The sequence below is a fragment of the Chitinibacter fontanus genome, from assembly GCF_013423785.1.
GTDB lineage: Bacteria > Pseudomonadota > Gammaproteobacteria > Burkholderiales > Chitinibacteraceae > Chitinibacter > Chitinibacter fontanus.
In genome coordinates this window covers 2,028,443-2,054,025 of record NZ_CP058952.1, presented here as the reverse complement: position 1 = coordinate 2,054,025, position 25,583 = coordinate 2,028,443, and the positions used below count along the sequence as shown (strand labels likewise).

Sequence of the window (25,583 nt, the reverse complement as noted above, 5' to 3'; positions counted from 1 at the left end):
CTTTGTTGGCACAGCCTGAATATGCAAAACGGATACACTAAACGCTCACCGATGTAGCAACAGCACTGCTACGGTTTTTTCATCGAGCTCCTCGTTCAGTCAATTGATTTAGCAACCTATTTCCTCAGAGGAGCAATACTCGGAGCGCTCAACGTATGTCTCACTCCGCTTCGCAACGGCACACTTTCAGTATGCCGGTGCTCATACCGAGCCTGGTGCTCATTGTGGCCTTAATTGCCTTTTCAACCCTGATGCCGCAAGTCGCCGAACGCAATTTCGTGGCAGCTCAAAGCTGGATCACCCAGCATTTTTCCTGGCTCTATGTCCTCGCCGTATCCGGCTTTTTTCTATTTTTGGTTGGCCTAGCCATCAGCGATTACGGCAAAATTCGTTTAGGCGCCGATGATGCCGAGCCTGAATTTAGCCTCGGTAGCTGGCTTGCCATGTTGTTTGCCGCCGGAATGGGAATCGGGCTGATGTATTACGGCGTGGGCGAGCCGCTGCAACACTACGTCAACCCGCCGCTAGCCCAAGGGCAAACACTGGCCGGCGCCAGCGAAGCCATGACCAGCACTTTCTTGCACTGGGGCTTTCATGCTTGGGCGATCTATGGCTTGGTTGGCCTAGTACTGGCGTATTTTGGCTTTCGTTATAACCTTCCCCTCACGCTCAGCTCTGGCCTTTACCCACTCTTGCGGGAACGTATTAACGGCCCAGTTGGCCATACCGTCAATGTATTTGCCCTATGTTGTACCTTGTTTGGCCTTGCCCCTTCTGTGGGCTTGGGCTCGGTGCAATTAGCCGCAGGGATACAGCGCCTTACTGGCTGGGATACCAGTGGCTTGGCCGTACAACTGGCCTTGATTGCCACCGTTATTATTTTGGCCGGTATTTCTGCCGCCACCGGTATTGGTAAAGGGGTGCGCCGCCTTTCCGAGCTCAACCTGTTCTTGGCGGTCGTCTTGCTGGTGTTTGTATTATTTACCGGCCCAACTTTATTTCTGCTAGGTGCATTTGGTGACAATCTGGGCAATTATTTCAGCCAGTTTTTCACCCTAACCTTCCGCAGTTTTACCTACACCCCCACCCAAAGTGAGGGCTGGCTCAGTGGCTGGACAATTTTGTACTGGGCTTGGTGGATTTCTTGGTCGCCGTTTGTGGGCCTGTTTATTGCGCGGATCTCGCGCGGCCGCACCATCCGTGAATTCATTACCGGTGTGATTATTATCCCCAGTGTTTTCACTTTCTTGTGGATGACGGTATTTGGCAATACCGTGATTTGGCTGGATATGAATGTAGCGAACGGGGCACTGGCAGCTACCGCTGGCAATGTCGATGCCTTGCTGTTTAAGTTTTTCGATTATTTGCCATTCTCTGGCGTGGCCTCAGTCATATCAATGCTGCTGATTCTGGTGTTCTTTGTCACCTCAGCCGATTCAGGAGCCTTGATGCTCGACAGCTTATCATCCACAGATCCAGATAAATCCCCAATTTGGCAGCGCTTATTCTGGGCGGTTCTACTGGGCTTAACATCGGCCACACTACTCAGTGCTGGGGGCCAAAAAGCGCTGATGACAATGACCTTGATTGCCGCGCTACCGTTTAGCATTGTGATGATTTTGCTGGCCTTTTCACTCTGGCGTGGCCTCGTGGCCGATCAGCGCCATTCACAGCAAAAGTTTACTCCGGCCAGCAGTTTCTGGAGTGGTCAGCACTGGAAACAGCGCCTTGAGCAAATTTTGCATCAGCCTAGCGCTGACGATGTTGCGCACTTTATCCGCGATACGGTGACACCAGCGCTGCATGAAGTCGCACTAGAAATGCAACAGCGAGGCTGCAAAGTCACCGTTAGCACTCATGAAGATGGGGGTATTTTGCTATGTGTACCGCAACCCAATCTGCGTGACTTTATTTATGGGGTACGCGCGCAAGCTCGCCCTGTAGCTAGTTTTGCACTGCGTGATACCAATCTACCTGCTAGCGAGCGCCAACAAACCTTTGAGCCCGTTACCTTCTTTGCCGATGGCCGTCGTGGCTACGACATTGAATACATGCGTACCGAGGAATTGATTGCCGATGTATTGCGGCAATACGAGAGGTATTTATCGCTAAGCCAGAGCGAGAATACCCACCTGATCAATACCACCCCGGAGCATGGGTCAGGCGCGGCTTAATCACAGCACCGCTGCCAGCGCCAGCAGGACAGCGGTGCCGCCGAACACCGACCACCTAGCAAGCTAAAAGTACAACAAACCCCAAGGCCATCGCGAATGCGGTGGCCTTTTTTTGCGCCGTCATCAACACAAATCGGGGTAAAATCAGCAATATCTTTATCAACCGCGCTGACCTGCCCCACAAGAGCAACGGCCCAGCACCGCCACGGGATTTCTCATGCACACCAATCGCCCTTTCCCAACGACCCGCCTACGCCGGATGCGCCGTGATGACTTTTCCCGTCGCCTGATGCGCGAAAACACCCTGACCGCCGCCGATCTAATCTTGCCGGTATTTGTGCTCGATGGCTGTAATCGGGTGGAAGACATCGCCTCGATGCCGGGCGTGCAACGCATGAGTATGGATAAACTGTTTGCCGTAGCCGAAGAAGCCGTCAAACTCGGTATTCCCGCCTTGGCGCTGTTTCCGGTGATTGAACCGCAGCTGAAAACGCTCGATGCGCGCGAAGCGTGGAATCAACGTGGCTTAGTACCGCGTACTGTTGAAGCGCTAAAGTTTCGTTTTCCTGAGCTTGGCATTATCACCGACGTGGCGCTCGACCCATACACCACACACGGGCAAGACGGCATTATTGATGACAATGGCTATGTGCTGAACGAAGAAACCATCGCTGCACTGGTCAAACAAGCTGCCAGCCACGCCGCTGCGGGCGCCGATATTGTCGCGCCATCCGATATGATGGACGGCCGCGTCGCCGCGATTCGCGCCGCACTCGATCGTGACAACCACATTCACACCCGCATCCTCGCTTATTCAGCTAAATACGCGAGCGCCTTTTACGGCCCGTTCCGCGATGCCGTTGGCTCGAGCGCCAATTTGGGCAAGGGCAATAAATATACTTACCAAATGGATCCAGCCAATAGCAATGAAGCATTGCACGAAGTCGGCCTCGACTTGGCTGAAGGCGCAGATATGGTGATGGTGAAACCCGGCATGCCTTACCTGGATATCGTGCGCCGTGTGAAAGACGAATTCGCCGCGCCGACGTTCGTTTATCAAGTCTCTGGCGAATACGCGATGCTGAAAGCTGCATCGCAAAACGGCTGGCTCAATGAAGAAGCTGTTGTCATGGAAAGCCTGCTGGCCTTCAAACGCGCCGGTGCTGATGCGATTTTGACTTACTACGCGATTGAAGCAGCGAAGTGGTTGACAAAGTAATCCGCATTACTCAAATCGCGCCTCCAAAATCAGCTTTGATTTTGGGGCTCGAGTGCCTATTCCTGCTCCCCGCTGTGACACTGTTGGCGTATGCTCTCTTTGGTATGTGGGGTGCCGTCATCTCATTTGTGCTTCATGCCCTGCTCTTGTATGTCGCGCGAAATCATCGCTATCACTTAGCAAACCCCATCACCATCAGTATTGATGACGATGCCGTTTGGTCCAGCATTGGTCATGCCACGCTATGGCAGATCGAGAAAAAGGACATTGAATCGGTCGAAAAAATTGAATTGACTAGTTTTTTCCGGTTGCAAAATGAAATGCTTATCTTGCACACCAAAAATAATGGTTCTTTTTCAATTTCAAGTTCCGATTACTATGATCCGCCCATATTTCAAACGCTGAATACCGCGCTTTCATGCAGAAAAGTAAGCTCCGTTGCTCCGGTTAGCTCAGCGTCATCGGACGCATGTCATCGCCTGCAAATTTAATCACACCGATGCCTCGAATTCGTTTTATTCTTTCGGAGCAAGAAGGCCTGCATCGTAGACGAAGGGTATATGGTTATAAGACATGTAAAATAAAAGCCTCAACAATATACCCAGCCAAGTAACAATTTACGCTATAAGCGGCTGCCCGTGCGGTGTTACTATGCCCTCATCTTCCACTCCGCTCCTGCCCGCCGAATATTCTAATCGCCCTCTCAGCTCGCTAACTCTTTAGCGCCTTGGCAGATCGAACAGCGTCCCACGCCCGCATTTGCACCCAAGGCTATATGTCTACCCCAATACTTGGCTATGCCATCAAACACCAGCACGTTGCCGTCGCCGGTGGTGCTGACCTGCACGTTCGCTCTTTACTGGATAAACAGCAGTTTTACGACCCACTCGGTGAAGCCGAAGCGGCAGGGATTTCGGAGGCGTGCTGGTCATTATTTGGGCAAGTCTGGCCGTCAGCGCAAAAAATGGCCGATCTGATGCAAGATTACGCGCTGGACGAGCGGCGGGTGCTGGAAATTGGCTGCGGGTTAGCCTTGGCCAGTATGGTGATTCACCGTCGCCACGGCGATATCACGGCCAGTGATTGCCACCCGCTGACCGAAATTTTCTTGAATGAAAATACCCAGCTTAATGCAATGCCTGATTTGAAATATGCCACCGGCAACTGGGGGCGCAGCAATCCAGAATTGGGGCTGTTTGATCTGATTATTGGCAGCGATGTGCTGTATGAGCGCGATCAGCCGCTGGCGCTGGCCGAATTTATCGAGTTACACGCCGCGCCGGTGTGTGAAGTGCTAATTATCGACCCCAATCGCGGAAATCGCAGTGCATTTAACCGACAAATGCGCGAGCGCGGCTTTGTACAAAGTGAGACCTTGATCACAGCGCCACTGCATGATGGCAGCGCCTACCGTGGGCGCTTATTGCGCTACCTTCGCTCGGCAACGCTGGATAGATAAGAAGCACCAACGACCATACCCGCATGGGTATATGTCTAATTACATTGAAATTAATGCTTTCTATGGAATTACCCATCATAAAAAATACAGATCAAGCACAAACACAGCAATGACATCACTCGTAAATAGTGATTTTGCATATCAGGGAAATCCTCAGCCACCTGTCATCGAATCGTAATTGACGCCAAATGCAAGCCCCAATACAGTGCACGCATGTCTCGGCTTTATCAATTCTTTGCAATTACTTTTTTTAGCGCGCTGCTGAGCGCTCCGCTACAAGCACATGGCCCAAGCGTGAGCATCACACTTGCTAATGGCGAATGGCCCCCATTTTTGGGCGAACAACTCCCCAATTATGGCTTGGGTAGTCAGGTGGTTAGCCGTGCTTTTGCCCTGCGCGGGGTGCAAGTCAATTATGTTTTTTTGCCGTGGAAACGCGCGCTGGAGGAATCCCGCCGTGGCCGTTATGCCGGAACTTTGCTGTGGTCGCTGAATGCCGATCGCAAAAATAGCTTTTTGGTTAGTGATCCGGTGTATCGCAGCAAAACCGTATTAATGCAGCACAGTAATCAGCCACTTAGTTGGCAAACCTTAGCCGATTTAAAAGGGAAAACCTTAGGGGTCACCAATGGCTATAGCTATGGTGAGCAGTGGGAAGCACTGGCAAAAGCGGGTGTATTTCGCACCGATGTTGGCAATACCGATCTGCAAAACCTCGCCAAGCTGTTATCACAGCGCATTGATGGTTTTCCTTGTGAAGCCATCGTCTGCCAGTATCTAATCGCCCAGCACTTTCCACCGATCACCCGACAGATACTGACCATGAGCATCAATCATGTGCATGAAGAAAACATGCATTTGCTACTGAATAAATCGCTACCTAATGGCAACTGGTTAATGACGCAATTTAATCTGGGGCTTTCACAATTGCAACGCACTGGCGAGCTGGCCAAATTAATACGCAATGAGCCGGTGCCCATTCCGATCGGACTGGCCCACTAATCAGGCATCGCACCAGCGCGCATAGGTCGCGGCTTGGCCATGACACACTCCGGCCTCATCGATCAAATTCCAGACGGTGACATCTTCAATCCAAAACCGGCGGCCTGATTTGGCAATGCGTAGCCCACGATAGCCGCTGGCAAACCCTTGGCGACTCACGCTCTCGAGCAATTGCTGTCGCTCGGCGCGATTCGGGGCTTCTGCCGACAAACGCGAAGGCAGGCCGATCAATTCGTCATGGCTGTATTCAAAGCATCGCTGAGCGGTACGATTGGCAAAAATAAAGCGCGGGTCGGCGCTGGCTTCATGAGCCAGCACACAGAACGGAGCCGTTTCCGCCAGCCACTGAGCCGCCTGCTCGATATCCCAACTAGGATCAACGAGCTCACGCCCTACTAGGCGCCGATAGCTGGCCAGCATCAGCGTTACAAGTTCGATTTGCGTCATTGTGCAGCACACAGGTCAAGAGAGTTGTCATTATACCGCGAGCGCGGCTTGACTTTGCCATCGCGGCTAGGCAGATTAAAGATTCCTATTTGCCAGCCCCAATATCATGAAAATCGCCCATATTGCGCTGTGGACGCCCGATTTAAGCCGCAGTAGTGCGTTCTATCAGCAGTACTTTGGTGCCACAGTTTCAGTACCGTATCACAACAATACCAAAGGCTTTAGCTCGGTATTCATCAGCTTTGCCGATGGCGCGCGCATTGAGCTCATGCACAGCACTCAACTGGAACCCGTCAGCCTACCCCGCGGCGTGCAGCGCATGGGGCTGACTCATTTAGGGCTGGATGTGGGCTCCACCGAAGCGGTCGATGCGCTAACCGAACGTTTACGGCAGGATGGCTATGAGATCGTGGGCGAGCCACGTCGTACTGGGGATGGCTTTTATGAATCGATTGTTCTCGACCCCGATGGCAATCGGCTTGAGATCACAGGATAAACATATGGCGTATTGGTTAATGAAGTCCGAGCCGGATGATGTCTCGATCGACGATCTGGCCGCACGTCATACGGTAGGGTGGTATGGCGTTAGAAACTATCAAGCACGCAATATGATGCGAGATACCCAGCAAATTGGCGACGGCGTTTTGTTTTATCACTCGTCATGCGCAGAGCCGGGCATTGCAGGAATTGCCGAAGTAGCCAGCCACGCTTATCCAGACCCGACACAATTTGACCCGCAGTCCAAATATTACGATGCCAAATCCACGCCCGAAAATCCGCGCTGGATGCAAGTGGATGTGCGCTTTGTGCGCAAAACACGATTGCTGTCGCTGGCGCAAATGCGCCAATATCCCGAACTAGCGCAGATGCAGGTACTACAAAAAGGCTCGCGACTTTCAATCACCCCGGTCAGCGCAGAGCATTGGGCTTTTATTCAAGGATTACTGGCATGATAACGATTATTTTGGCCTGCCTGTCCGTTGGCCTGATTGCGGGCTTTTTGGCTGGCTTACTGGGGGTAGGTGGCGGGCTAGTGATTGTACCGGCCTTATTGGCGGTGTTTCAGTTCGCAGGCATCGCACCGGAGCTACATCAACATTTGGCCCTAGCCACCAGTCTGGCAACCATTGCCTTCACCGGTTTTGCCAGTGTACGAGCCCACCATGCCAAAGGTGCCGTACGCTGGGACGTGGTACGGCAAATTACCCCAGGCATTTTGCTAGGCACGTTTGTAGGGGCACAAATTGCAGGCTTGATTTCCACGCGGGGCTTACAGTGGATTTTCGTAGCATTTGCCTATTTTGTTGCCGCGCAAATGCTGCTGGATTTCAAACCCAAAGCATCCCGGCAATTGCCCAAAATGGGCAGCATGCTTGGTATGGGTGGCGTAATTGGTATGGTATCGAGCTGGGTTGGGATTGGCGGTGGCTCTTTATCGGTGCCATTCATGAGCGCCTGCAATGTACCTGTCAAAACTGCCATCGGTACTTCCTCCGCCATTGGCGTGCCAATTGCACTAGCTGGTACCGCAGGTTACATCTATAGTGGCATGGGTATAGCTTCATTACCTGCTTATACTCTTGGTTATGTGTATATACCCGCCCTAGCTGGTATTGTTATTGCCAGCTTTCCAATGGCCAAATTAGGGGCGGCAGCGGCACACCGCTTGCCAGTGCCTATTCTGAAAAAATGTTTTGCGGCTTTGCTGATTTTGCTGGCCAGCAAAATGCTTTGGACCTTGCTGTGAAAATCTGGTTATTTACACTACTGCTGTTTACCTCTCGCTGTTGGGCTATTGAACCCATGACTGTCGAGTGCCAGCAGGCGTTTGCGGCGCTCAAAACACACATCGACCAGCGCAGCGCTTCCATAACGCAGGCAGAGCTAGAATCAAGCGTCGCCGCTGACCAAATTCGCTTCGCTTGCGATGGTAGCCCTGCAGCATATCAACATTCGGTGCGCCAAATCGCCCAGCGATTTATTGCGCCACCCAGCGTGGCAAAGCCGGATTTAAGCGATACTGCCGCCGACTTAGTCACACTAGCCATGATCATTGCGCTGATTACTACGGGCAGCAACGGCATTTCTTTTACTAGCGCTGACGGATCTTTGTCGATTATCGCCCACTAAGGAGTTGCCCAATGCTCAAACGGCTATGTCTGATGCTCGCTTGCTTACCATTGTTTAGCCACGCTGGCGAAACCCGCTTTGTGCAACAACTGCCATTACCCGACAATCACAGCATCATTCAGGTTGCCGAAGGTGATAATGAGCCCCGCAGCATTGGCAGCTATAGCATCCGACTATATGGCGGCAGCAATCCCAATTTCCCCTTTGATGATTTTCTAGCAGGGCAAATTTATCCACGCGATGGCAGTGTTGAGCGCGTGCTCAATACCGATGCAGATGGCGATGGAATCGGCGAAGTTGTCGTGGTGATGCGTAGTGCTGGCAGCGGCGGCTACCTGAATGTGGATCTATTTAGCTGGCAACACCAACAACTCAAACGCATTTTACGCCTGACGGATTTACCCCCCAAAGCCGATCCATTGGCTGAGGTTAAGCGGATGATTCGCAAACGATGACTTCACGGATTGCCCCCGCTTATTTGCTTCTGATCGCGGTCTGGTCTACCACCGCGCTGGGCATCAAATGGGGAGTAACTGGGCTACCATTCACGCTGGCATTGCTGACACGCTTTGGCCTAGCAGCTGCTTTGGCCGTCATTCTGCTGCGTTGGCGTGGTCATAGATTACACAAGGATTGGGCACATCGCCGCGCCTATTTAATCGCAGGAATTGCGACCGCTTTCTCAATGCTTTGTTCATTTTGGGCGGCGCAGTTTATCAGCTCCGGTTTAATTGCCGTACTCTATGGCCTCGCACCACTTGCCACGGGCCTGTTTGCCGCACGCTGGTTAGCAATGCCCTTACGCGGCATTGAATGGCTGGCAATTGGCGTTAGTTTACTGGGCTTATTCGTTATTTTTGGACAAAACCTGAATTTGAGCCCCGGCGGCTTGCCCGGCATGCTGGCATTACTAGCGGGCATGGCCTTGCAATCGGCCGCCGCCGTACTGCTAAAACGCTATGCCAGCACGCAATCGGCAATGAACGTCAATACAGGGGCGCTGTGCGTAGCCGCGTTCTTGACAGCGCTTTTCTGGCTCATGAGCGGCGCTCCTATGCCTCAGCAACTTCCTCTTCGAGCCTTGGCCGCTTTGGTTTATCTAGCTAGCATTGGCTCGGTGCTGGCATTTAGTTTGTACTACTGGCTGATTCGGGAATGTCGCCCGCTAAGCGTCGCCTTGATTTCACTAATTACCCCTGCCACATCATTATGGCTAGGTCATTGGCTCAATCATGAAGTCTTAGCCGCAACTGAATTATGGGGAACGGGTTTGATTATGCTGGGCTTGGTGATTCATAGCCTCAAGCCACGACTTTGATCCCGATACCTAGGTAGGTATCAACCGCTACACATCTGCAGAATGGATTCAGGTAGCCATACTGCCACTCGTCACGGATTAGCGATTATTTTCTTTACTTTTAAGCACTTGCAGTTTAATGCCCATACTGTGTTGTTTTCGCCAATGATGTAGTTCGCTGATTGTCACTACATCTCGCTTGCCCTATATATAAGCGACCTGCGCACCAAAGAGACAACCGTATGGACCAAATCATTTACACCAAAACCCCTACCGGCGCACAAGAGCTGCAAACGCGCAGCGGTGCCATCGGCCAAAAAGAACGCCAGTTGCTGTTTATGATTGATGGCCAGCGCAGCTCGGCCATGTTGGTCGCCATGCTCCCGGGTCAAGAAGTTTTACTGAATCTAAAAAAATTGGCTGAAGCAGGGCTTATCGCACGTAGCACTAGCAAACAGTCTCTGGAGCAAATTCAGTTTTCCGGCCCAACGACAATTGCACCCCCACCTCCGCGCAGTAATTCCGCCCAACTCAACGCGGCACGCAAAGTGATTCTGAGCGTCACCCAAGAATACCTCGGACAAAACTGGGAAGAAAAAATCAGTGTAATGCTCAATGCCGTACGCAATAGCGAAGACTTAAAGCCGATCGTCGATGAATGGGCCAACGCCCTACGCCGCTCCGGTCACCGTGGCGCAGCTTATAACGGTGAAAAAGCCATTGAAGAACTATTTAAGGTGTAATTGACACTCATAGCAAAAAGCGGGGCCTAGCCCCGCTTTTTTATTGCAATAAATTCAAGCGCATAGACATTTGCTTACTTAGAGGCGGCATTAATCAGTACCGGCCGAGCAATTAAGCAATGCATAGTTTTATTCTGCATAAGCACTCAACCCTATCTTGCCTTTAACTCACACGAGCACTGCGCTCGAGTCTGACAATATCTGCCAACCCAAAAACTTACAGCCAAACAATTAAGTTGATTGTAAAAAACAGACAATCCACTCTATCGTCTTTCTTTAAAAATCGAGTAAACTTATGATATATTGACAAAAACTTAAAAATAACCGCCATGCCAAAAACAGAAACTGAAAACGGTTTTACGCTGATTGAATTGCTGATTGTTGTAGCCATCATCAGCATCCTCGCATCAATTGCCCTGCCTGCTTACAACTCCTATGTAAGAAAAAGCAAAGCTAAAGCCGCAGCGGCTGATCTCACCTCGTTAGCCATGAACTTTGAAAACGCATATCAAAAAACGTTGAGCTATCCAACAGACACGACGACCTCTACAGCCACAACCAAAAGCAAAATGACCAACTGGCAACCGTCGTTGGACAATACCAATTTCGAATACAGCATCACAACTGCCACAGCCAGCACTTATGAATTGACCGCAACAGGTCAAGGTTCACTAAGTGGCTGCGATCTAAAACTGAAGCACGACAATACTCGAAGCGCTACCAGCACCTGCGGATTTACAAAATGGTAAATAAACTCGCGCAGCAAGGCTTTACTCTGGTTGAGCTAATCTTCACGCTTGCAATTATGTCTATTTTGCTGGCCCTAGCCGTACCGCTCAGTAGTCGCTGGTCGGATGATGCCCAAGTGCGCAAGGCCAAAGCGACCATGGAGCGCGGCTATCAGCAAGCCAAAGCTATCGCACTACGCAATCCAACAGGGCAGACTGATACCACCATCGCGTCAGCAAGTATGGTTATCGCAAATAATATTTTACTGGTTTGTAATGGACAACCGGACGATTGTGATGCCGCGTCAGCGAAATGGCAGGAAGCATTGCCTGGAAAAACTTTCATCGTCACCGGCAGCACATGCTCAGCAAATGCAGCACTTGAAATTGGCATCAACAGCCGCGGGCTACGCAATGATGCTACTAGCTATAAAGTATGCCAAGGAAACTCCTATGAAACTGTCGAGTTATAAATCTCAACAGGGCGATGCCTTGCTAGAAAGCTTAATAGGCATTGTGCTGGCTGCGGTAATCGGCCTAGGCTTGACTTATGTCGCATCTAGAACCTTAGCGGCTCAACGCATCGCAAATACTCATGGCATGGCTGTGAGTAGTTTGCGTCAAACAATCCAAACGGTTGGCCTCAATGCTTTGTGCGGTGGGACTGCATCCAAAATCACCATAAATACCACCGATTACGCGTTAAATACCAGCTGCACCGCGGCGACCGCAATTACTGTCACAGCTAACGCCGAAACAGTAACAATTCCTGCCGCGGCAGCTCCCACCACCAGTTTTACCGTCAAAACACAAGAAAGTGCAGCTGCCAAAAGCTTATTTGGTGGTAACGGTGAAATTGTAATTTCGCAATAGTCTTATAAACACTGGATCGCGAATGATAAAGAACCAATTCGGCAGCACCTTGGTTAGTTTAATGGTTGGAGTAGCAATCTCGTTGATTGTGGTTGTTGGGATGATGTCGATGTATAAGAACACTGTCAAAATCAGTGCTCATGCCTCGCAAGATGCCATGCTCAACTCTCGCCGCACTGCTAGCTTTCTAACCGCGGGAATCAACCTACAGTCCGCTGGTTTTGGTATTGAAACCCCAAACAGTAGTGATGAGATCAAAGTTATTACTACTGCGGCATTATCTGCTGATAACAAATTGACCGGCACACTGAGTACCACAACCACACGAACTGGCAACGCCATCGTCTGGCGCAGCTTAGATACGGGGGTATCCAAATGCAGCGGGCTCTTGTCGCCCGCAGAAGGCGGATTATTACTGTTGAATGCGGCGGACTGCGCGAATGCCTCTGAGTGGAATACCCTTACTTGGACCACTACTCAAATTATGAGTGCAGCGCACTCGAAAACCACTGCAGATGTTACTAGCACCGAAATTGATGATGCAGTGTTAATTACTGTCAAAACCCAAAATTGCACCCCACTTGGGATCAGTGCAGTGAATGGCAATGTACTTGTCGAATTAAAGGTCAAAAACAGTAACAACCTAGACTCAAGTCAGAGTACCTGCCTTGCAAATTTTGTAGCTCCATAAAGAGGCCCTGTGCGAATGTACTTATTTCAAAAGCAGCGTGGAGTAGCCACCATTCTGATCTTGCTTCTGAGCGGACTATCGCTAACTGCCGCCGTTGTGGGAACAGCCTATTACGTGCGCAGCACGCAAGAAGTCCAACTATCTGAGCACGCATTAACGCAAGCACAGATCAAGACATGGACAGGAGCTCAAGTTGTTCAGCAATATTTAATTACCATGACACCACAGCAACTCAGAAATCTTGGTGCCGCAGTCCAAACAGCCGAGACAGCAACGCCAGCAGGCTTAGCAATGACATTCGGTGGCGTCGATGGCATTAGCGCGAGAGCCATGCAGGTTGACTTTGATCCAGTCAAAACTACCGATCCAATACGCCTGCGAGTGCAAATCACAGGAACCACGGCGGCGGGCTCCAAAGCAGAATCACGCTCCACACTGGATATTGTATATAACGTACAAACTGGGACAGATGCGGTACCCCCGGTAGAGCCCGTAACCCCTCCCAAACGTGGCGTGGTCATGTTTAAAAAGGGCCTAAATATTAGCGGGGACATCAAGTTATTCGAAGGAGACACCAAAGATTTAGAAGTAATTGTAGATGGGGATGTATCCACTTCTGGATCAATGAGTGGTGTGGATATTATCAAGTCTTCGGGCAATATAACTATTGGCAGTACCGGTAGTTATGAATTTCTCCATGCCAATGGCTGGATTAATGTCAGTAATAGTGCAGTGATCAAAGAAATGTGGTCCGCAAAATATGCAGAGTATCCAAGTAGTGCCGAAATTAATATGAGCAATGGGAATGCCCAAGCAAATATTATAAAAACCAATGGTAACGTATCAATTAAATCTAGCGCCCACATGGGAGCTGTTTATGCCGATGGGAAATTATCATGGAGTGGTGATCCACATGTCGACTCAGGCCAAGTGGGTAGTGTCGAAAAAGCAGTTACTCCAAATGTTAAAGTAACAATCGACCCGAGTTACAAGGCAAAAGTACCTTTGGTAAGCATGAATCCTGATCAATCGTTTGATGCTTATGCTTATAAATCAATTGCTAACTATGTATTTGAAGTGGATGCTAATGGATATCGCAAAGTTACAATCAGGAATGTAGCTGGAATTGACAATGGAACCTATTTTTTAGGCAATTACAGCCAAAATTGGAATAACGATCAAGCAGATTATCTTTGCCTTGAGCTTGATAGCAGTTCAAACATCAATAAACCAATGTGCAAAAACCCGACCGTCTTCTCCGGAGCAAAAACCATTTGCAAAAGTGGTGCTACTCGTAATGAATCAGCCTGTTTCTCTTATGCCGCCAACACAAAAACTTGGAATATTAGCGATAATGGCAATGCTCAAATTGCTCCTGGCGTAGCTTGGTTTGAAGGTAATTTAAATGTAAAAGGAGATAAAGGCTTTTATAACTCATTCATTGTAACTGGTAATGTAAGTACATCCGGAAATGTAATTACCTATGCACCCAATTTTGCAGGCTATCAGGGCGGCACCTACGATATTGATCCGGATCCAGCTAGGATAAATAACTACACATTCACAGGCACATGCGTAAATAGCATATTCCCAAGCCTTTATCCTAAGCAATTTTGCGAAGTGAATGGCGTAAAGGTCTCTGCAGATAATTACCAAAGTGAAGTCGATGGTGGCATCGGGAATTTTGCCTATCTCGCTGGTAGCTTTAAAAATGGCTCTTACCAAGGTGGTGATATTAACTTGGGCGCATCCAATTATAATTTTGGTAGTGTTTGGGCTGGCAACTTATATGGCAATGGCGGCAATACTAATGTATTCGGCTATATCACAGCGCTTGCTTTGGGTGACACAGGCACAACCAATAAAATCGCTGGTGGTACCACAATTAACCTCCAAAAATTACCAACTACATACACTCCTGGAAAAACATTGGGTGGCGAAAAAGGGACACCAGGTACACCTGCCAAACCAGGCACTCCCAATACAGCTAAAGTAAAATGGTCTCGTTATATGTAAATCGATGCCATATCAGCAGCACAAAAGAGCCACAATCGTTTGTGGCTCTTTTTTATATTAGTCGAGCCAACCGATTCACCCCTTCCTCAATCAACTCAAGAGAGCTATGGCTGAAGTTGAGTCGTAAAGTACAAGTTTGCTGTGGCTTGGCAGGATAAAATGGATCTCCGGGCATTATTGCCAGCCCTAGCGCTAGGGCTTTTTGCATTAAATAGTGCGTATCACAGTCCCGTTTCAATTCCAACCAGAAAAACAAACCACCTGCGGGCTTATGCCAATACGCCTTTTCTGCCAACTGCTCAGTGAGCACCTGATGCATCAGATCGCGTTTTTCGCGATAAATTGGTAGTAAATCAGCAATGTGTTTATCCAACGTACCATTTGCTAAAACGTGGGTCACAATTGCCTGACTCAAACGATTGCTATGTAAATCTGCTGCTTGCTTTAGCCGCGTTAGCGGCACAATCAAATCTGGGTGTGCGATCAGGTAGCCCAATCGTAGCCCAGGTGCTAAGGTTTTAGAAAATGAGCCCTGATAGACCCAAGGTACTGATTGCAAATGTGAAACCAAGGGCGCAGGGGCTGGGCCATCAAATGCAAGATCCCGATATGGGTCATCCTCAAAAACTGGCATTCTACGCAGATCAAAGGCTTGTGCTAGCAGTTGCCGCTGCTCTGTGCTGTAACAACGGCCAGTAGGGTTTTGGAAAGTTGGAATTAAATACGCAAAATCTGCTTGGCTAGCCTCAATATCAGTTGGGCTTAACCAATCTGCTTGGCTGCTCTCAAAACTTGCCCCAAATAAATCAAAGACCTGCAATGCAGCCAGATAAGTTGGCGATTCACACAGAATTTTCGTCGTCTCTTCTACCCATAATTTGGCGACTAAATCGATTCCTTGTTGCGAGCCATTTAGAATCAGCACTTGATCAGGACGACATGCCAAACCAAGCCGATTCGCACGCTGTGCCACTAAATCTCGTAAAACCGATTCACCTTCAGAGGCGCCGTATTGCCAGATGGATGCGGGCAGTTTTAGCTCGGATAGCTCCGGCTGAAATAATGTTTCAGCCGCAGGTAACCCACCAGCAAAAGAAATTACCCCAGGAGCTTGTGCTGCAGCTAAAATTTCCCTAACTAGCGATGGCTTAAGACGATCTATTCGCTTGGCAAACATAGACTGCTCCATATAGGTCAACAATATAGACCTATATTACCTTAGCAAAGGAATACGTCAATATGATTGACCTTACCACTCATCAGCCAGCAGCATCTCACCCCCATACTGAATATGAGCTCAATTGTGCATTAGAGCTACTGTTCTATGGCTATAAAGGCTTCACGGCACAGCCGGATGCGATACTTGCGCAACGTGGCTTGGCACGCGTACACCATCGAATTTTGTATTTCGTGGGCCGACAGGGCGGATTATCGGTAAATCAACTCTTGGCCAAGTTAGGAGTGAGTAAACAAGCACTGAATGCACCGCTGCGCCAACTGCAGGAAGCTAACCTAATTTGCGCAACACCCTCTGAAATTGATAAACGAGTGAAATGCTTAGCACTTACCGACGAGGGTATTGCTCTGGAAGAATCACTATCTGGGGCTCAGCGCCTGATACTTGACCGAGTATTTGCAGAATGCGGCCCCACAGCGGAAACCGGGTTCAAACAGGTATTAGGTGTATTGGCTAAATTAACCCAAGCAGGATGAGTCAGCCGCAGCGAGTATCCATCATTACTCCAACCATTGCTTTACTGCTGACAAGAGCTTCTCGGTTGCCCCACGATGAGCTTGACTAAATGTAATGCCTGCCTGCCCCATAGCGCGCAGCCGCGGAGTATCGCCCAGTATGGCCAAAGCTTCTTGGCATACGGAGGCAGCATCAGCACCTTGCCAAGCAGCACCAGCTGCGATTGCTTCAGCAGACGCCTGCGCAAAGTTGAATGTGGAAGGTCCAAGCATCACCGGGCAGCCGCAGGCGGCCGCTTCAATTAGGTTTTGGCTGCCAAATTTGAGCAAAGACCCACCCATAATGGTGACATCTGCCACACTGTACCAGGCAACCATCTCCCCCATGCTATCGCCAAGGATTACTTGTGCAGAGGTTGGTTCACCTTCCCATTGGCTGCGACGGACATAATCTAAACCCTGAGCATTGAGTAATGCAGCTACAGTATCGAAGCGCTGTGGATGACGCGGGACAATAATGAGCAATGTATCAGCCGATAGTGAGCCCAGCGCCTGCAACACCAAGACCTCTTCACCATCGCGACTGGAAGCCAATAGAATAATTTTGCGCGCCAACGTATTTTTCCACGCTTGGCCCCGCGCCATCAACAATGGGTCAAGCTGATTGTCAAACTTTACGTTTCCCATTACTTGAACATTAACAGCGCCCATTTGCTGCAAACGCTCAGCATCAGCAGCCGATTGCGCCAATACCGCCGCAAATTTAGGCATCACTGCGCGAAATAAAGGCGCCACCTTTAAGTAACCTGCCAGCGATTTTTGCGACATACGGGCATTAGCGAGCACCAGCGGCACCCCAGCACATTGGCAGTGCTCGATGCAATTAGGCCAAATTTCTGTATCGACAATTAAACCAAGACGCGGCTGAAACGCCGCGAGAAAACGCGCGATGGCGCTAGGATAGTCATAGGGTAAAAACACTACTCTGGCATTGATACCAGATGTCGAGCCAAATAACTCATGCGCAGTCGCACGCCCTGTGGGGGTCATGCAACTAAGTAAAATAGGCGCATCAGGGTAGCGTTGGTGTAATGCCTGCACCACTGGCTGTGAGGCGCGCATTTCCCCAACCGAGACGGCATGCACCCAAATTGGTCGGGTATCTACACACAAGTCTTTCCTGATAATATTTTGCGGATAATACCCCAGCCGCTCAGCCCAATGCAGCCGATATGCCGGCTGCTTACGCGCGCGTTTGAGCAGATACAGCCAGATCAGCGGAAACGCCAACCACAGCGCAAAACGATAAATCCAGCGAGCCATTTAGTTTTGCCAACCCGCTTGCACGGCTTGCCAAACAGCATCGACCGTGGGCGCAGCTCCGCGTTGACCTAGATTTACAGCATAGCTGCTGGCGCGAACCCCAGTCAGAGCCGGATCAGAAGCACAAAAAATAGCCACTGTTGGTACAGCCACCGCCGCCGCCAGATGCACCAGCCCAGTATCCACCCCAACGACTATTTTACTTTGGGCCAGCAAAGCGGCTGCGGCAGTCAGACTTAATTTGGGGGCAACAATCGCAGCTGGAAGTGCGGCAGCCAAGCGCTGCGCCCGCTCTCGCTCAGCCTCGCCCCCCCAAGGGAAAATCGGCCGCACACCCATCGCAAGCATTCGCTGACCTAAAATAATCCAATTGGCTTCTGGCCATTCTTTATCCGCGCGGCTAGTGGCGGTAAGGAAAACGGCGTAAGGCGAATCAGGCAGCCAATCTAATGCTAGCTGGGGCACACTTAGCCCGTAATCAATATCACCTTGCAGCGAATAACCCAAAGCAGCGGCACTTAATTGGCGATTACGTTCAATCGCATGCAGGGTTTTGCTCACCGCATATTTACGCCCATAAGCCAAACTGGCCAAGGGTTCACGAATCGAATGCCGATCAAAGCCCGCCACCGGGCCGCAGGTGAGTTTGGCAACGGCGGCACTTTTGATTAAGCCTTGTGCATCCAAAATCAAATCGTAGCGACAAGCCCGCAGATCAGTTTTAAAGTGCCGCCACTGCGCCTGAGTCGATTCAGCCAAGAGAGATTTGCGCCAACGCCGTAATGCAATTGGGATCACCCGGCGTACCGCGGGGTGCAACTTGGGAAGCTCGGCAAAACCCTCTTCCACCACCCAATCAATTGCCACCTCTGGATAAGCCCTTGCCAAATCAGTGATCGCAGGCCATTGATGGATCACATCCCCCATCGATGACATGCGGATAATCAGAATGTTGCGGATCGATAATTTACTTTTCATTGAGCTATTCTAACAGGCAATTTAGGTGGGCGAAAAAGGCACCATGTAAAATCAGGTTAAGCACGCGCGGTGAATTTTATCTCCCAATCATCTTGCCCCACTAATATTAAGACCATCGACCTAGGGTTATTGATTATGCCGCCAACCAATGACACGGGCAGCAGTTTTTCTGCTGCCTGCTACGATAAATGATAGACCTACCGATTTCGAGTCCAATATGTTGATTATTCTTGGCGTGCTATTACTGCTGACGATTATCTGGCAGTGGCAACAAATTCGACAACTACGCGTGCAATTACTCAATAGTGGGCTCACCGATCAACTCACTGGGTTATATCACCGCCATCACTTGATGACGCTCGCTGAACACGAAATAAATCGTGCCCAGCGTAGCAATATAAAGGTATCCGCCCTAATTATTGACCTAGATTACTGTGCCAAAATCAATCACCAATTTGGCCACTACGCTGGCGACTTAGCACTTCAGCATCTAGCAAAATTTGCCAATGAATCGATACGTGATTTTGATCTGGCAGGGCGTTTTTCTGGCGAAGAAATTGTATTAATTCTCCCCAACACAGATGAAGCCGGCGCCTTGGTGGTGGCTGAGCGGCTGCGCGCTAAGGTCAAACAGCATCCACTTGTGCTAAGCCAGCACAAAGAAACGATCTCAGTGTCCGTCACTATCGGGATAGCAACCCTGCAAACCGAAACCGAAACAATCGAAGATCTGCTATTGGCTGCCGATACCGCGCTGCAATGCGCCATGCAACAAGGCATTGATCGCGTGCATGTATTTCAGCCAAGCAGTTAGCGGCTCACATTACGGCAAAATTCCATTTGCCCTCCTTCGTCCTTACCGCTAAAGTCGGGGCATTGTTTCCTACCCGTACCGACCATGCCAAGCCCACAAACAGCGTTGTCCGAGATTGCTCGCGAACGTCAATCACAACTCACCAAACCTGCAGGCAGTTTAGGTTTTCTGGAAGACCTCGCCATCTGGTTTGCCGCTCGACTACCCGCCCCCACGCCAACTCGCCTTAAACCGATGCTGGCTATTTTTGCTGCCGATCATGGTGTAGCCGCCGAAGGTGTCTCGGCGTTCCCAGCCGAAGTCACCGCACAAATGGTGATTAATTTTATGAATGGTGGCGCGGCCATTAATGTACTCGCACGACAGCATCAGATTTCGCTATCGGTAATCGATGTGGGTGTGGCTACCGACTATCCAGTCCCTGCCCAAAACAGCGCGCGACTGTATCGCACGCCGATTGCTAAAGGTACGGCCAATTTGCGGCGACAAGCCGCGATGAGCGAAGCAGAATGCAGCAAAGCTTGGCAAGTCGGCCACGCGACCGCATTTGAAGCCGCCAAAGCGGGCAAAACACTGCTGATTGGCGGCGAAATGGGCATTGCCAATACCACCGCCGCTGCGGCACTGATTTGCGCGCTAACAGGGTATCAACCCGCAGACATTGTAGGGCATGGCACAGGGATCGATACCCAAGCCAAAGAGTTAAAAATTCAAGTCGTGCAAGACGCACTACAGCGCGCGCAAGCGGCGGGCGCGCACAGTGCGCAAGATTGGTTGCGCGAAGTGGGTGGCTTGGAAATCGCCGCTCTGGCGGGCTTTTATGCCGGAGCCGCTGAAGCGGGCGTGCCCGCGCTGCTCGATGGCTTTATCACCACCGCAGCGGCGCTGGTTGCAGTCAAAGACAACCCTGCGGTGGCCGAATGGCTGCTGGCCAGCCATGTATCGCAAGAACAAGGCCATCGCTTAGCTCTATCGGCGCTAGGTCTTACCCCGATGCTAGATTTGGGGTTGCGGCTGGGCGAAGCCAGCGGCGCGGCTTTGTGCGTGCCGCTACTGCAAAGCGCACTGGCCCTACATGGTGAAATGGCGACTTTTGCCGAAGCTGGCGTCGCCGCCGCTAAAATGGTGTAACAATGGCCTGCCGCCTCACTCTGATACGACATGGCGAAGCCCAAGGCGCGAGTGAGGCCGTTTTCGGCCAAACTAATCCGCCACTCTCGGCCTTGGGACAAGTACAACTGCAAACACGCTGGCGCATGCTGTCGGCGCAGCCGGTCGATGCCATTGCCAGCTCAACCCTGGCGCGCTGCGCCGATTTTGCGCTCGACTGCGCACAGCAATTACAAGTGCCACTGCACCTCGATCATGGCTTCCAGGAAATACACCTGGGATGTATCGATGGCAAACCCAAGGCAGAATGGACCCCTGAAGACCATACCCATTGGGATAACTGGCAGGGCAATCCACGTCAACATCCTTTACCCAATGGTGAAGGTTGGGATGAGTTTCAAAAGCGGGTAATCGCAGCACTTGACGGCTGGTTTGCCCAAGGCGAAGCCGAACACCGCGTGCTGATTGCTCATCAGGGCACCATCAAGGTGATTTTGCTGGCAGTGTTTAATTTGCCTGCCGAGCGCCACCAGCAGTTTTGGCTCTCAACCGCCGGTGCAGTTACCCTATGGTGGGACGAACACTACCCCCCATGCTGCTGGAGCTATCGAATACTTTGGCGGCCGACTGATGCGTGCTCTGTTCGATTGGCGTCTGCCGGTACTGGCCATTCAATTTTTAACCCGTTTGCCGACCCCGCAAATCAAGCAGTTTGAGCCGCGCCTATTGGCGCAATCGCTTGGCTGGTTCCCTGCCGTTGGCCTGCTGATCGGCAGCTTGTTGCTGATCCCAGCGTACACGCTAGCGCACGAGCCATGGCTGGCTGCGATCTTAACGCTGCTACTGTGGGTTTGGGTGACCGGCGGTTTACATCTGGATGGGCTAGCCGATTTATCTGATGGACTCGGTGCCGCGCATCGCGACCCTGCGCGTTTTCTGGCGGTATTAAAAGACCCGCATCTAGGTAGCTTTGGCGTCTTAAGCTTGATTTTGCAATTGGCGCTCAAATTGATTCTGCTGATGATCTGCATTCGCCAGCAGTCTTGGGCAGCCTTGGTGTTGATCCCAGCGTGGGCGCGTAGCGGCGTCTATTGTTGGCAAACCTTGCCTGCACTCGCGCCCGGCATGGCCGAGCAATTTGGCTGGCAAAAAACGCCTTGTCTGGGCTGGCTATGGTGGCTAGCGCTGACGGGGCTCTCGGCTTGGCTCAGCCCTTGGTTGTGCGGCGCATTGCTGGTGATTGTGGGCTATCGCTATTGGCTAAAACAAAAATTGGGCGGCGTCACTGGCGATTGCTTAGGCGCCGGCATTGAAGTGAGCGAAAGCGCCCTGCTGTTGCTACTGGCCTTGACTGCTAGTCTGTAAGCGCTAACTGCGCACGCAGCTGGACGTAGCACGGCTACTGTGGCGATAATCGCGGTTTATCTTGACTGAGTCTGTACCATGAAAATTATCCGCGTATTGGAAGTCTGGGAAAAAGGCATGGAAGGTGGCTTTGTCGGAACGCTGCCACTGAGCAATGAGCTGCCGCTGGATTTTTTGTATAGCCTGTTTGCTGCCGAGCAGGATAAACCCGATCCAGAGATGAAACTCTCTTATCTACTGGATGAAGCTCGCTTGGAAGCGCTGCAACCTTTTGTTGAGCAAGCGGTTGATTTTAGCCAATTCGACTATATTCTGAGCGCGCATGGCGTGCCAGATTATGAATAGACCCCACCGGGCAGATAGGTATCCCCCTACAGGGCAATACCTTCAAGGCCAACAAAGCAATACCCATTAATCCGGATAAAACTTGAGCGCCACTGAGTTAATGCAGTAGCGCTCGCCTGTGGGCTCAGGGCCATCAGGAAACACATGCCCCAAATGCGCGTCGCAACGAGCGCAGCGTACTTCCTCGCGGATCATGCCGTGGCTTAAATCGCGGTGGCGCTCGATACTGCCCGGCTCGGCCTCTTGCCAAAAACTCGGCCAGCCGCAGCCCGCATCAAACTTGGTACCCGATTTAAACAGCAGGCTGTCGCAGCAAATACAGTGATAATCGCCCGCCGCTGTCACGCGATACAGCTCGCCCGAAAATGGGCGCTCCGTGCCCGCCTGACGGGTCACTCGAAAGGCTTCGTGGCTAAGTTGTAACTTCCACTCGGTATCGGTTTTGCGAATTTTGTCCATCTGTCTACCCTACCATTAGCGATAACGAATTCGGCTTAATTCTAACCGCAACGCCACTTCAATTTGATTTAAAGATTTTTGGAAAACCCGTGTGAGTTTGCGCTCTGCTTGCCGCTGAAACAAACTAAGTTGCTGGGCGTGGGCATACTCCAAATGCACTAATGCCCCTTCATAGTCACCTTGTTGGACGCACAGCTTTTCTAATAACTGGTGCGCTTCTTGCCCCATTGCAAAGCCACGAATTTGCTCACCTAACTGCAAACACAATTCCAGCGATCTGCGCGCTTCATCCAGCCGTTGCTGCCGTAGATAAATGCGTCCCAAAATCAAAGCCACAAAAGAGCGACACCACAAGCCACCTAATTGCTGCGCCAAAACTCTAGCCAGTTGTAAATGTTCGTGCGCGGCATCGACTCGATCCAGATCAAGGTCAATCAAGCCCGAATAGATATGAAATTCAGCCTGAGTTTCCAAGTGTGGACGCGCTTTTAATTTGTGCTTCAAGCGCTCAAGCAAACTTTCCATTTCTGCATACAACTGTTGGCGGTAACACGTTGCAATCACCGCCAGCAGACAATCGGTACTAAGCGCCACATCATCAACGCTTTCAGCTAGCGCCAAGGCGCGCTGCTGATATTCGAGTGAGACATCAAGCTGACCAAACACCAGACATACTTGCGCCACACCAGAATAACCGCGGATAAATGCCCGACTATCCTCAGCTTCGATCGCGGTTTGCAGCGCCTGTAGCCACACATCCAGTGCGCGCATATACTCGCCCTGCAATAACTGGCTTTGTGCCTGCCAATGCAAAGTTTGCGCCAATAAGGACCAATTGCGCAGCTGGCGTGCGATCAGGCCTGCTTCTCGAAAATCACGGAAGGCCGCAGCTGGCTGCTCGCCCAAATCAATCAAATATTCGCCACGGTACAGTAGTGCAAACGCCTGACCTTGCGAATAGCCCATTTTCTGCGCCTGCCTAATCGCTAGGGTCATCGGCTCAGGGTCTTTATTTTCCAACATCCATTTTTTGATGTCGGGCAGTTTGCGATCAAACTCTTCCGAGGTCATTGCGATGACTCCACGCGATTACGACCACGCTTCTTCGCTTGATACAAAGCTTGATCTGCATGCTCAAGCAACTCATCCGCATTGAGTTCATCACCTAACTCGGCAACACCGATGCTACACGTTGCCTGCAGTTCCGGATGAAATTCCACCCAATTGTAGGCGGCTACACGCGCACGAATTCGCTCAGCGACTTCTACAGCAGTGGCACCAACGGCTCCGGGTAGCAATAAAACAAACTCTTCACCGCCAAAACGCGCAATCAGATCACCACCGCGACAAGACTGCAATAAAATCATGGCCGTGATGCGAATAACTTCATCACCAATTGCATGACCATACGTGTCATTTACGCGCTTGAAGTGATCTAGATCGACCATGAGCACTGACAATGGTCGCTGATCATCCCTGCAGCGTTGATATAACACTGGCATTTCCTGATCCAGCAATCGGCGATTGCCAACTCCAGTGAGCGGATCTTGCAGCGAAGCATGCAACAGACTTTGCAGCAATTGGGAATCGGCAGAGCTTTGCTGGCGCAGCATAACGTTTTCCTGCCTGGTTTGCAGGACCATTAGTTGCGTATCCAATTCGCGAATACGACGCTCTAAAGCGGTATTGAGTTTGTCTTTAGCCAATTGCTGCGCATTTTGAATCGCCAATTCATGATATTTGCGGCGATTTTCCCACGCCATTTGGTGGTTCTGGGTTATTTGCCCCAGCTCAGCCATCTGCGAATACACGCGCAACAATAAAGTTAGCGAGCCAAACGAGGCAATTTTATGCTCCGCCAAGGCCAGATATTCTGCTGCTTGCGTATATTCTTGGAGTGCAACATAAACCTTGCCCAAGTTGAGCAAATTGAGCGACTGGCTCCACAGATAAGTCGTTTGTTGATTGATTGCCCAGGCTTGGTGTAACCAATGTTTGGCCTCTTCCAACCTGCCAAGCGCCAACAGTGCCTCACCACGGTAGCTATACCAGTCGGCCAACCAAGATTGGTGCCGCGTCTGATAAAACGCTGCTTCGCCTTTTTTTGACAAAGAAAGAACCAATTCAAATTGCCCGAGAGTATTTAAATCAGCGGCAACATGCAGGTAACTTTCAGTGAGTAGTTCTAAATCGCCGGTGTTTTGCGCAAATTCCAATGCAATTTCATGCCAGCGTAGTGCATCGCCTGCTTGCTGGTGGGCAAAATAAACATTACCCACGCCTAAGCAAGCCTCAATATACAAATCAACGGCGGCGATACTCACCGCAATTTTCAGGCAGTTGCACCAACTTTTGAGCGCGGGGCCATATTCACTGGCCGAAAAATATAAGCGCCCGCGAGCGAGCTCAAAATCACCGTTCAGACGCGGTGATTTGATTTTCCGGTCGAGAATTTCTAGCCGCGCGATTGCCGCATGCCCAGCCGTTAAGTTACCCAAAGCCCAGTAACTACGAGCTAATAGCAACTGAGCCTGAGCTTCTTGTTCTGCATCACCCAATTGTAGGGCGAGTGCCACAGCCTCAAGCATAAAATCTATGGTCTTGGCACAATCGGGCACAAACCATTCACGCCCTTGCGCGATTAGCTGTGCTAATTGTTTAGATTGTGCGTCCGAAACTGACATATAAAATCAAAAGTGTAGGGGGAAATTAACTATA

Annotated in this window: 30 protein-coding genes; 23 read left to right on the top strand and 7 right to left on the bottom strand. The window is 50.7% G+C overall.

Annotated features, from left to right (window positions below; all coding sequences use genetic code 11):
- Window positions 1-155 precede the first annotated feature (155 nt).
- The 5 genes from HZU75_RS09665 (at window position 156) to HZU75_RS09645 (ending at window position 5,854) form a co-directional block, all read left to right on the top strand.
- A complete protein-coding gene (locus HZU75_RS09665; RefSeq protein ID WP_180305888.1) occupies window positions 156-2,174 on the top strand; it encodes a BCCT family transporter in 2,019 nt (672 codons plus the stop codon).
- Window positions 2,175-2,391: 217 nt separating this feature from the next.
- Window positions 2,392-3,393, top strand: coding sequence for a porphobilinogen synthase (hemB, locus tag HZU75_RS09660; RefSeq protein WP_180305887.1), 1,002 nt, complete (start codon window positions 2,392-2,394; stop codon window positions 3,391-3,393).
- A complete protein-coding gene (locus HZU75_RS09655; protein ID WP_180305886.1) occupies window positions 3,378-3,884 on the top strand; it encodes a hypothetical protein in 507 nt (168 codons plus the stop codon). Before hemB ends, HZU75_RS09655 begins: the two co-directional genes overlap by 16 nt.
- Before the next feature lie 284 nt (window positions 3,885-4,168).
- Window positions 4,169-4,852, top strand: a complete 684-nt coding sequence (locus HZU75_RS09650; protein WP_180305885.1) for a class I SAM-dependent methyltransferase — start codon at window positions 4,169-4,171, stop codon at window positions 4,850-4,852.
- 213 nt (window positions 4,853-5,065) lie between these two features.
- Window positions 5,066-5,854 (top strand): substrate-binding periplasmic protein, encoded by a 789-nt coding sequence (locus HZU75_RS09645; protein ID WP_180305884.1) that lies wholly within the window; start codon window positions 5,066-5,068, stop codon window positions 5,852-5,854.
- On the opposite strand, the gene HZU75_RS09640 is transcribed toward HZU75_RS09645, so the two are convergent.
- The gene (locus HZU75_RS09640) at window positions 5,855-6,301 is read right to left on the bottom strand and encodes an MEKHLA domain-containing protein (protein WP_180305883.1); all 447 of its coding nucleotides are present in this window, start codon (window positions 6,299-6,301) and stop codon (window positions 5,855-5,857) included. It abuts the gene before it with no gap.
- Window positions 6,302-6,407: 106 nt separating this feature from the next.
- On the opposite strand from HZU75_RS09640, the gene HZU75_RS09635 reads away from it, so the two are divergent.
- The 12 genes from HZU75_RS09635 (at window position 6,408) to HZU75_RS09580 (ending at window position 14,779) form a co-directional block, all read left to right on the top strand.
- Complete coding sequence (locus HZU75_RS09635; RefSeq protein ID WP_180305882.1) at window positions 6,408-6,797, top strand: VOC family protein; 390 nt, start codon at window positions 6,408-6,410, stop codon at window positions 6,795-6,797.
- 4 nt (window positions 6,798-6,801) lie between these two features.
- On the top strand, window positions 6,802-7,254 hold the full coding sequence (locus HZU75_RS09630; RefSeq protein WP_180305881.1) for an EVE domain-containing protein: 453 nt from the start codon (window positions 6,802-6,804) through the stop codon (window positions 7,252-7,254).
- Entirely contained in the window at window positions 7,251-8,048 is a 798-nt protein-coding gene (locus HZU75_RS09625; protein WP_180305880.1) for a sulfite exporter TauE/SafE family protein, read from the top strand. Before HZU75_RS09630 ends, HZU75_RS09625 begins: the two co-directional genes overlap by 4 nt.
- Window positions 8,045-8,431: a hypothetical protein gene (locus tag HZU75_RS09620; RefSeq protein WP_180305879.1), complete on the top strand. Its 387-nt coding sequence runs from the start codon at window positions 8,045-8,047 to the stop codon at window positions 8,429-8,431. Before HZU75_RS09625 ends, HZU75_RS09620 begins: the two co-directional genes overlap by 4 nt.
- Before the next feature lie 11 nt (window positions 8,432-8,442).
- Complete coding sequence (locus HZU75_RS09615) at window positions 8,443-8,886, top strand: PliI family lysozyme inhibitor of I-type lysozyme (RefSeq protein ID WP_180305878.1); 444 nt, start codon at window positions 8,443-8,445, stop codon at window positions 8,884-8,886.
- Window positions 8,883-9,749: a DMT family transporter gene (locus HZU75_RS09610; RefSeq protein WP_180305877.1), complete on the top strand. Its 867-nt coding sequence runs from the start codon at window positions 8,883-8,885 to the stop codon at window positions 9,747-9,749. Before HZU75_RS09615 ends, HZU75_RS09610 begins: the two co-directional genes overlap by 4 nt.
- A 221-nt stretch (window positions 9,750-9,970) precedes the next feature.
- Window positions 9,971-10,471, top strand: a complete 501-nt coding sequence (locus HZU75_RS09605) for a hypothetical protein (protein ID WP_180305876.1) — start codon at window positions 9,971-9,973, stop codon at window positions 10,469-10,471.
- A gap of 329 nt (window positions 10,472-10,800) precedes the next feature.
- On the top strand, window positions 10,801-11,220 hold the full coding sequence (locus HZU75_RS17420; protein ID WP_180305875.1) for a type IV pilin protein: 420 nt from the start codon (window positions 10,801-10,803) through the stop codon (window positions 11,218-11,220).
- On the top strand, window positions 11,214-11,672 hold the full coding sequence (locus tag HZU75_RS09595; protein ID WP_180305874.1) for a prepilin-type N-terminal cleavage/methylation domain-containing protein: 459 nt from the start codon (window positions 11,214-11,216) through the stop codon (window positions 11,670-11,672). The genes HZU75_RS17420 and HZU75_RS09595 overlap by 7 nt, the downstream gene beginning before the upstream one ends.
- A complete protein-coding gene (locus HZU75_RS09590; RefSeq protein WP_180305873.1) occupies window positions 11,653-12,072 on the top strand; it encodes a hypothetical protein in 420 nt (139 codons plus the stop codon). Before HZU75_RS09595 ends, HZU75_RS09590 begins: the two co-directional genes overlap by 20 nt.
- A gap of 22 nt (window positions 12,073-12,094) precedes the next feature.
- Window positions 12,095-12,763 carry a PilW family protein gene (locus HZU75_RS09585; protein WP_180305872.1) on the top strand — a complete coding sequence of 223 codons (669 nt, stop codon included), beginning with the start codon at window positions 12,095-12,097 and terminating at the stop codon, window positions 12,761-12,763.
- Between the two features lie 15 nt (window positions 12,764-12,778).
- The gene (locus HZU75_RS09580; RefSeq protein ID WP_180305871.1) at window positions 12,779-14,779 is read left to right on the top strand and encodes a hypothetical protein; all 2,001 of its coding nucleotides are present in this window, start codon (window positions 12,779-12,781) and stop codon (window positions 14,777-14,779) included.
- A gap of 52 nt (window positions 14,780-14,831) precedes the next feature.
- Here HZU75_RS09580 and HZU75_RS09575 read toward each other — a convergent pair whose 3' ends face one another.
- Window positions 14,832-15,956, bottom strand: coding sequence for an aminotransferase-like domain-containing protein (locus HZU75_RS09575; protein ID WP_180305870.1), 1,125 nt, complete (start codon window positions 15,954-15,956; stop codon window positions 14,832-14,834).
- A gap of 62 nt (window positions 15,957-16,018) precedes the next feature.
- Here HZU75_RS09575 and HZU75_RS09570 point away from each other — a divergent pair, with 62 nt between their 5' ends.
- A complete protein-coding gene (locus HZU75_RS09570; RefSeq protein ID WP_180305869.1) occupies window positions 16,019-16,492 on the top strand; it encodes a MarR family winged helix-turn-helix transcriptional regulator in 474 nt (157 codons plus the stop codon).
- Window positions 16,493-16,516: 24 nt separating this feature from the next.
- On the opposite strand, the gene waaA is transcribed toward HZU75_RS09570, so the two are convergent.
- On the bottom strand, window positions 16,517-17,794 hold the full coding sequence (waaA, locus tag HZU75_RS09565; protein ID WP_180305868.1) for a lipid IV(A) 3-deoxy-D-manno-octulosonic acid transferase: 1,278 nt from the start codon (window positions 17,792-17,794) through the stop codon (window positions 16,517-16,519).
- The gene (waaC, locus tag HZU75_RS09560) at window positions 17,795-18,772 is read right to left on the bottom strand and encodes a lipopolysaccharide heptosyltransferase I (RefSeq protein ID WP_180305867.1); all 978 of its coding nucleotides are present in this window, start codon (window positions 18,770-18,772) and stop codon (window positions 17,795-17,797) included.
- A gap of 217 nt (window positions 18,773-18,989) precedes the next feature.
- Here waaC and HZU75_RS09555 point away from each other — a divergent pair, with 217 nt between their 5' ends.
- The 5 genes from HZU75_RS09555 (at window position 18,990) to HZU75_RS09535 (ending at window position 22,406) form a co-directional block, all read left to right on the top strand.
- Window positions 18,990-19,586, top strand: coding sequence for a GGDEF domain-containing protein (locus HZU75_RS09555; RefSeq protein ID WP_180305866.1), 597 nt, complete (start codon window positions 18,990-18,992; stop codon window positions 19,584-19,586).
- A gap of 84 nt (window positions 19,587-19,670) precedes the next feature.
- Window positions 19,671-20,717 carry a nicotinate-nucleotide--dimethylbenzimidazole phosphoribosyltransferase gene (gene cobT, locus HZU75_RS09550; RefSeq protein ID WP_180305865.1) on the top strand — a complete coding sequence of 349 codons (1,047 nt, stop codon included), beginning with the start codon at window positions 19,671-19,673 and terminating at the stop codon, window positions 20,715-20,717.
- 2 nt (window positions 20,718-20,719) lie between these two features.
- Window positions 20,720-21,412, top strand: a complete 693-nt coding sequence (locus tag HZU75_RS09545) for a histidine phosphatase family protein (protein WP_180305864.1) — start codon at window positions 20,720-20,722, stop codon at window positions 21,410-21,412.
- Window positions 21,327-22,061 (top strand): adenosylcobinamide-GDP ribazoletransferase, encoded by a 735-nt coding sequence (cobS, locus tag HZU75_RS09540; RefSeq protein WP_180305863.1) that lies wholly within the window; start codon window positions 21,327-21,329, stop codon window positions 22,059-22,061. The genes HZU75_RS09545 and cobS overlap by 86 nt, the downstream gene beginning before the upstream one ends.
- Before the next feature lie 78 nt (window positions 22,062-22,139).
- Entirely contained in the window at window positions 22,140-22,406 is a 267-nt protein-coding gene (locus HZU75_RS09535) for a DUF7683 domain-containing protein (protein WP_180305862.1), read from the top strand.
- A gap of 66 nt (window positions 22,407-22,472) precedes the next feature.
- On the opposite strand, the gene msrB is transcribed toward HZU75_RS09535, so the two are convergent.
- From msrB to HZU75_RS09520, 3 genes are read right to left on the bottom strand one after another with little or no spacing between them, the layout of a single operon-like run.
- Entirely contained in the window at window positions 22,473-22,865 is a 393-nt protein-coding gene (gene msrB, locus HZU75_RS09530; RefSeq protein WP_180305861.1) for a peptide-methionine (R)-S-oxide reductase MsrB, read from the bottom strand.
- Between the two features lie 15 nt (window positions 22,866-22,880).
- The gene (locus HZU75_RS09525; protein ID WP_180305860.1) at window positions 22,881-23,936 is read right to left on the bottom strand and encodes a tetratricopeptide repeat protein; all 1,056 of its coding nucleotides are present in this window, start codon (window positions 23,934-23,936) and stop codon (window positions 22,881-22,883) included.
- A complete protein-coding gene (locus tag HZU75_RS09520) occupies window positions 23,933-25,549 on the bottom strand; it encodes a GGDEF domain-containing protein (RefSeq protein WP_180305859.1) in 1,617 nt (538 codons plus the stop codon). Before HZU75_RS09520 ends, HZU75_RS09525 begins: the two co-directional genes overlap by 4 nt.
- Window positions 25,550-25,583: the final 34 nt, after the last annotated feature.

Excerpts from the sequence above, each read along its gene's own strand:
- HZU75_RS09665 (WP_180305888.1), top strand. The coding sequence starts at position 156 with ATGTCTCACTCCGCTTCGCAACGGCACACTTTCAGTATGCCGGTGCTC.
- HZU75_RS09570 (WP_180305869.1), top strand. The coding sequence starts at position 16,019 with ATGATTGACCTTACCACTCATCAGCCAGCAGCATCTCACCCCCATACT.
- HZU75_RS09535 (WP_180305862.1), top strand. The coding sequence starts at position 22,140 with ATGAAAATTATCCGCGTATTGGAAGTCTGGGAAAAAGGCATGGAAGGT.
- HZU75_RS09590 (WP_180305873.1), top strand. The coding sequence starts at position 11,653 with ATGAAACTGTCGAGTTATAAATCTCAACAGGGCGATGCCTTGCTAGAA.
- HZU75_RS09525 (WP_180305860.1), bottom strand. The coding sequence starts at position 23,936 with ATGACCTCGGAAGAGTTTGATCGCAAACTGCCCGACATCAAAAAATGG.
- HZU75_RS09595 (WP_180305874.1), top strand. The coding sequence starts at position 11,214 with ATGGTAAATAAACTCGCGCAGCAAGGCTTTACTCTGGTTGAGCTAATC.
- waaA (WP_180305868.1), bottom strand. The coding sequence starts at position 17,794 with ATGGCTCGCTGGATTTATCGTTTTGCGCTGTGGTTGGCGTTTCCGCTG.
- HZU75_RS09545 (WP_180305864.1), top strand. The coding sequence starts at position 20,720 with ATGGCCTGCCGCCTCACTCTGATACGACATGGCGAAGCCCAAGGCGCG.
- HZU75_RS09625 (WP_180305880.1), top strand. The coding sequence starts at position 7,251 with ATGATAACGATTATTTTGGCCTGCCTGTCCGTTGGCCTGATTGCGGGC.
- cobT (WP_180305865.1), top strand. The coding sequence starts at position 19,671 with ATGCCAAGCCCACAAACAGCGTTGTCCGAGATTGCTCGCGAACGTCAA.
- cobS (WP_180305863.1), top strand. The coding sequence starts at position 21,327 with ATGCGTGCTCTGTTCGATTGGCGTCTGCCGGTACTGGCCATTCAATTT.
- HZU75_RS09580 (WP_180305871.1), top strand. The coding sequence starts at position 12,779 with ATGTACTTATTTCAAAAGCAGCGTGGAGTAGCCACCATTCTGATCTTG.
- HZU75_RS09630 (WP_180305881.1), top strand. The coding sequence starts at position 6,802 with ATGGCGTATTGGTTAATGAAGTCCGAGCCGGATGATGTCTCGATCGAC.
- hemB (WP_180305887.1), top strand. The coding sequence starts at position 2,392 with ATGCACACCAATCGCCCTTTCCCAACGACCCGCCTACGCCGGATGCGC.
- msrB (WP_180305861.1), bottom strand. The coding sequence starts at position 22,865 with ATGGACAAAATTCGCAAAACCGATACCGAGTGGAAGTTACAACTTAGC.
- waaC (WP_180305867.1), bottom strand. The coding sequence starts at position 18,772 with ATGAAAAGTAAATTATCGATCCGCAACATTCTGATTATCCGCATGTCA.
- HZU75_RS09650 (WP_180305885.1), top strand. The coding sequence starts at position 4,169 with ATGTCTACCCCAATACTTGGCTATGCCATCAAACACCAGCACGTTGCC.
- HZU75_RS09555 (WP_180305866.1), top strand. The coding sequence starts at position 18,990 with ATGTTGATTATTCTTGGCGTGCTATTACTGCTGACGATTATCTGGCAG.
- HZU75_RS09615 (WP_180305878.1), top strand. The coding sequence starts at position 8,443 with ATGCTCAAACGGCTATGTCTGATGCTCGCTTGCTTACCATTGTTTAGC.
- HZU75_RS09520 (WP_180305859.1), bottom strand. The coding sequence starts at position 25,549 with ATGTCAGTTTCGGACGCACAATCTAAACAATTAGCACAGCTAATCGCG.
- HZU75_RS17420 (WP_180305875.1), top strand. The coding sequence starts at position 10,801 with ATGCCAAAAACAGAAACTGAAAACGGTTTTACGCTGATTGAATTGCTG.
- HZU75_RS09640 (WP_180305883.1), bottom strand. The coding sequence starts at position 6,301 with ATGACGCAAATCGAACTTGTAACGCTGATGCTGGCCAGCTATCGGCGC.
- HZU75_RS09605 (WP_180305876.1), top strand. The coding sequence starts at position 9,971 with ATGGACCAAATCATTTACACCAAAACCCCTACCGGCGCACAAGAGCTG.
- HZU75_RS09645 (WP_180305884.1), top strand. The coding sequence starts at position 5,066 with ATGTCTCGGCTTTATCAATTCTTTGCAATTACTTTTTTTAGCGCGCTG.
- HZU75_RS09575 (WP_180305870.1), bottom strand. The coding sequence starts at position 15,956 with ATGTTTGCCAAGCGAATAGATCGTCTTAAGCCATCGCTAGTTAGGGAA.
- HZU75_RS09610 (WP_180305877.1), top strand. The coding sequence starts at position 8,883 with ATGACTTCACGGATTGCCCCCGCTTATTTGCTTCTGATCGCGGTCTGG.
- HZU75_RS09635 (WP_180305882.1), top strand. The coding sequence starts at position 6,408 with ATGAAAATCGCCCATATTGCGCTGTGGACGCCCGATTTAAGCCGCAGT.
- HZU75_RS09585 (WP_180305872.1), top strand. The coding sequence starts at position 12,095 with ATGATAAAGAACCAATTCGGCAGCACCTTGGTTAGTTTAATGGTTGGA.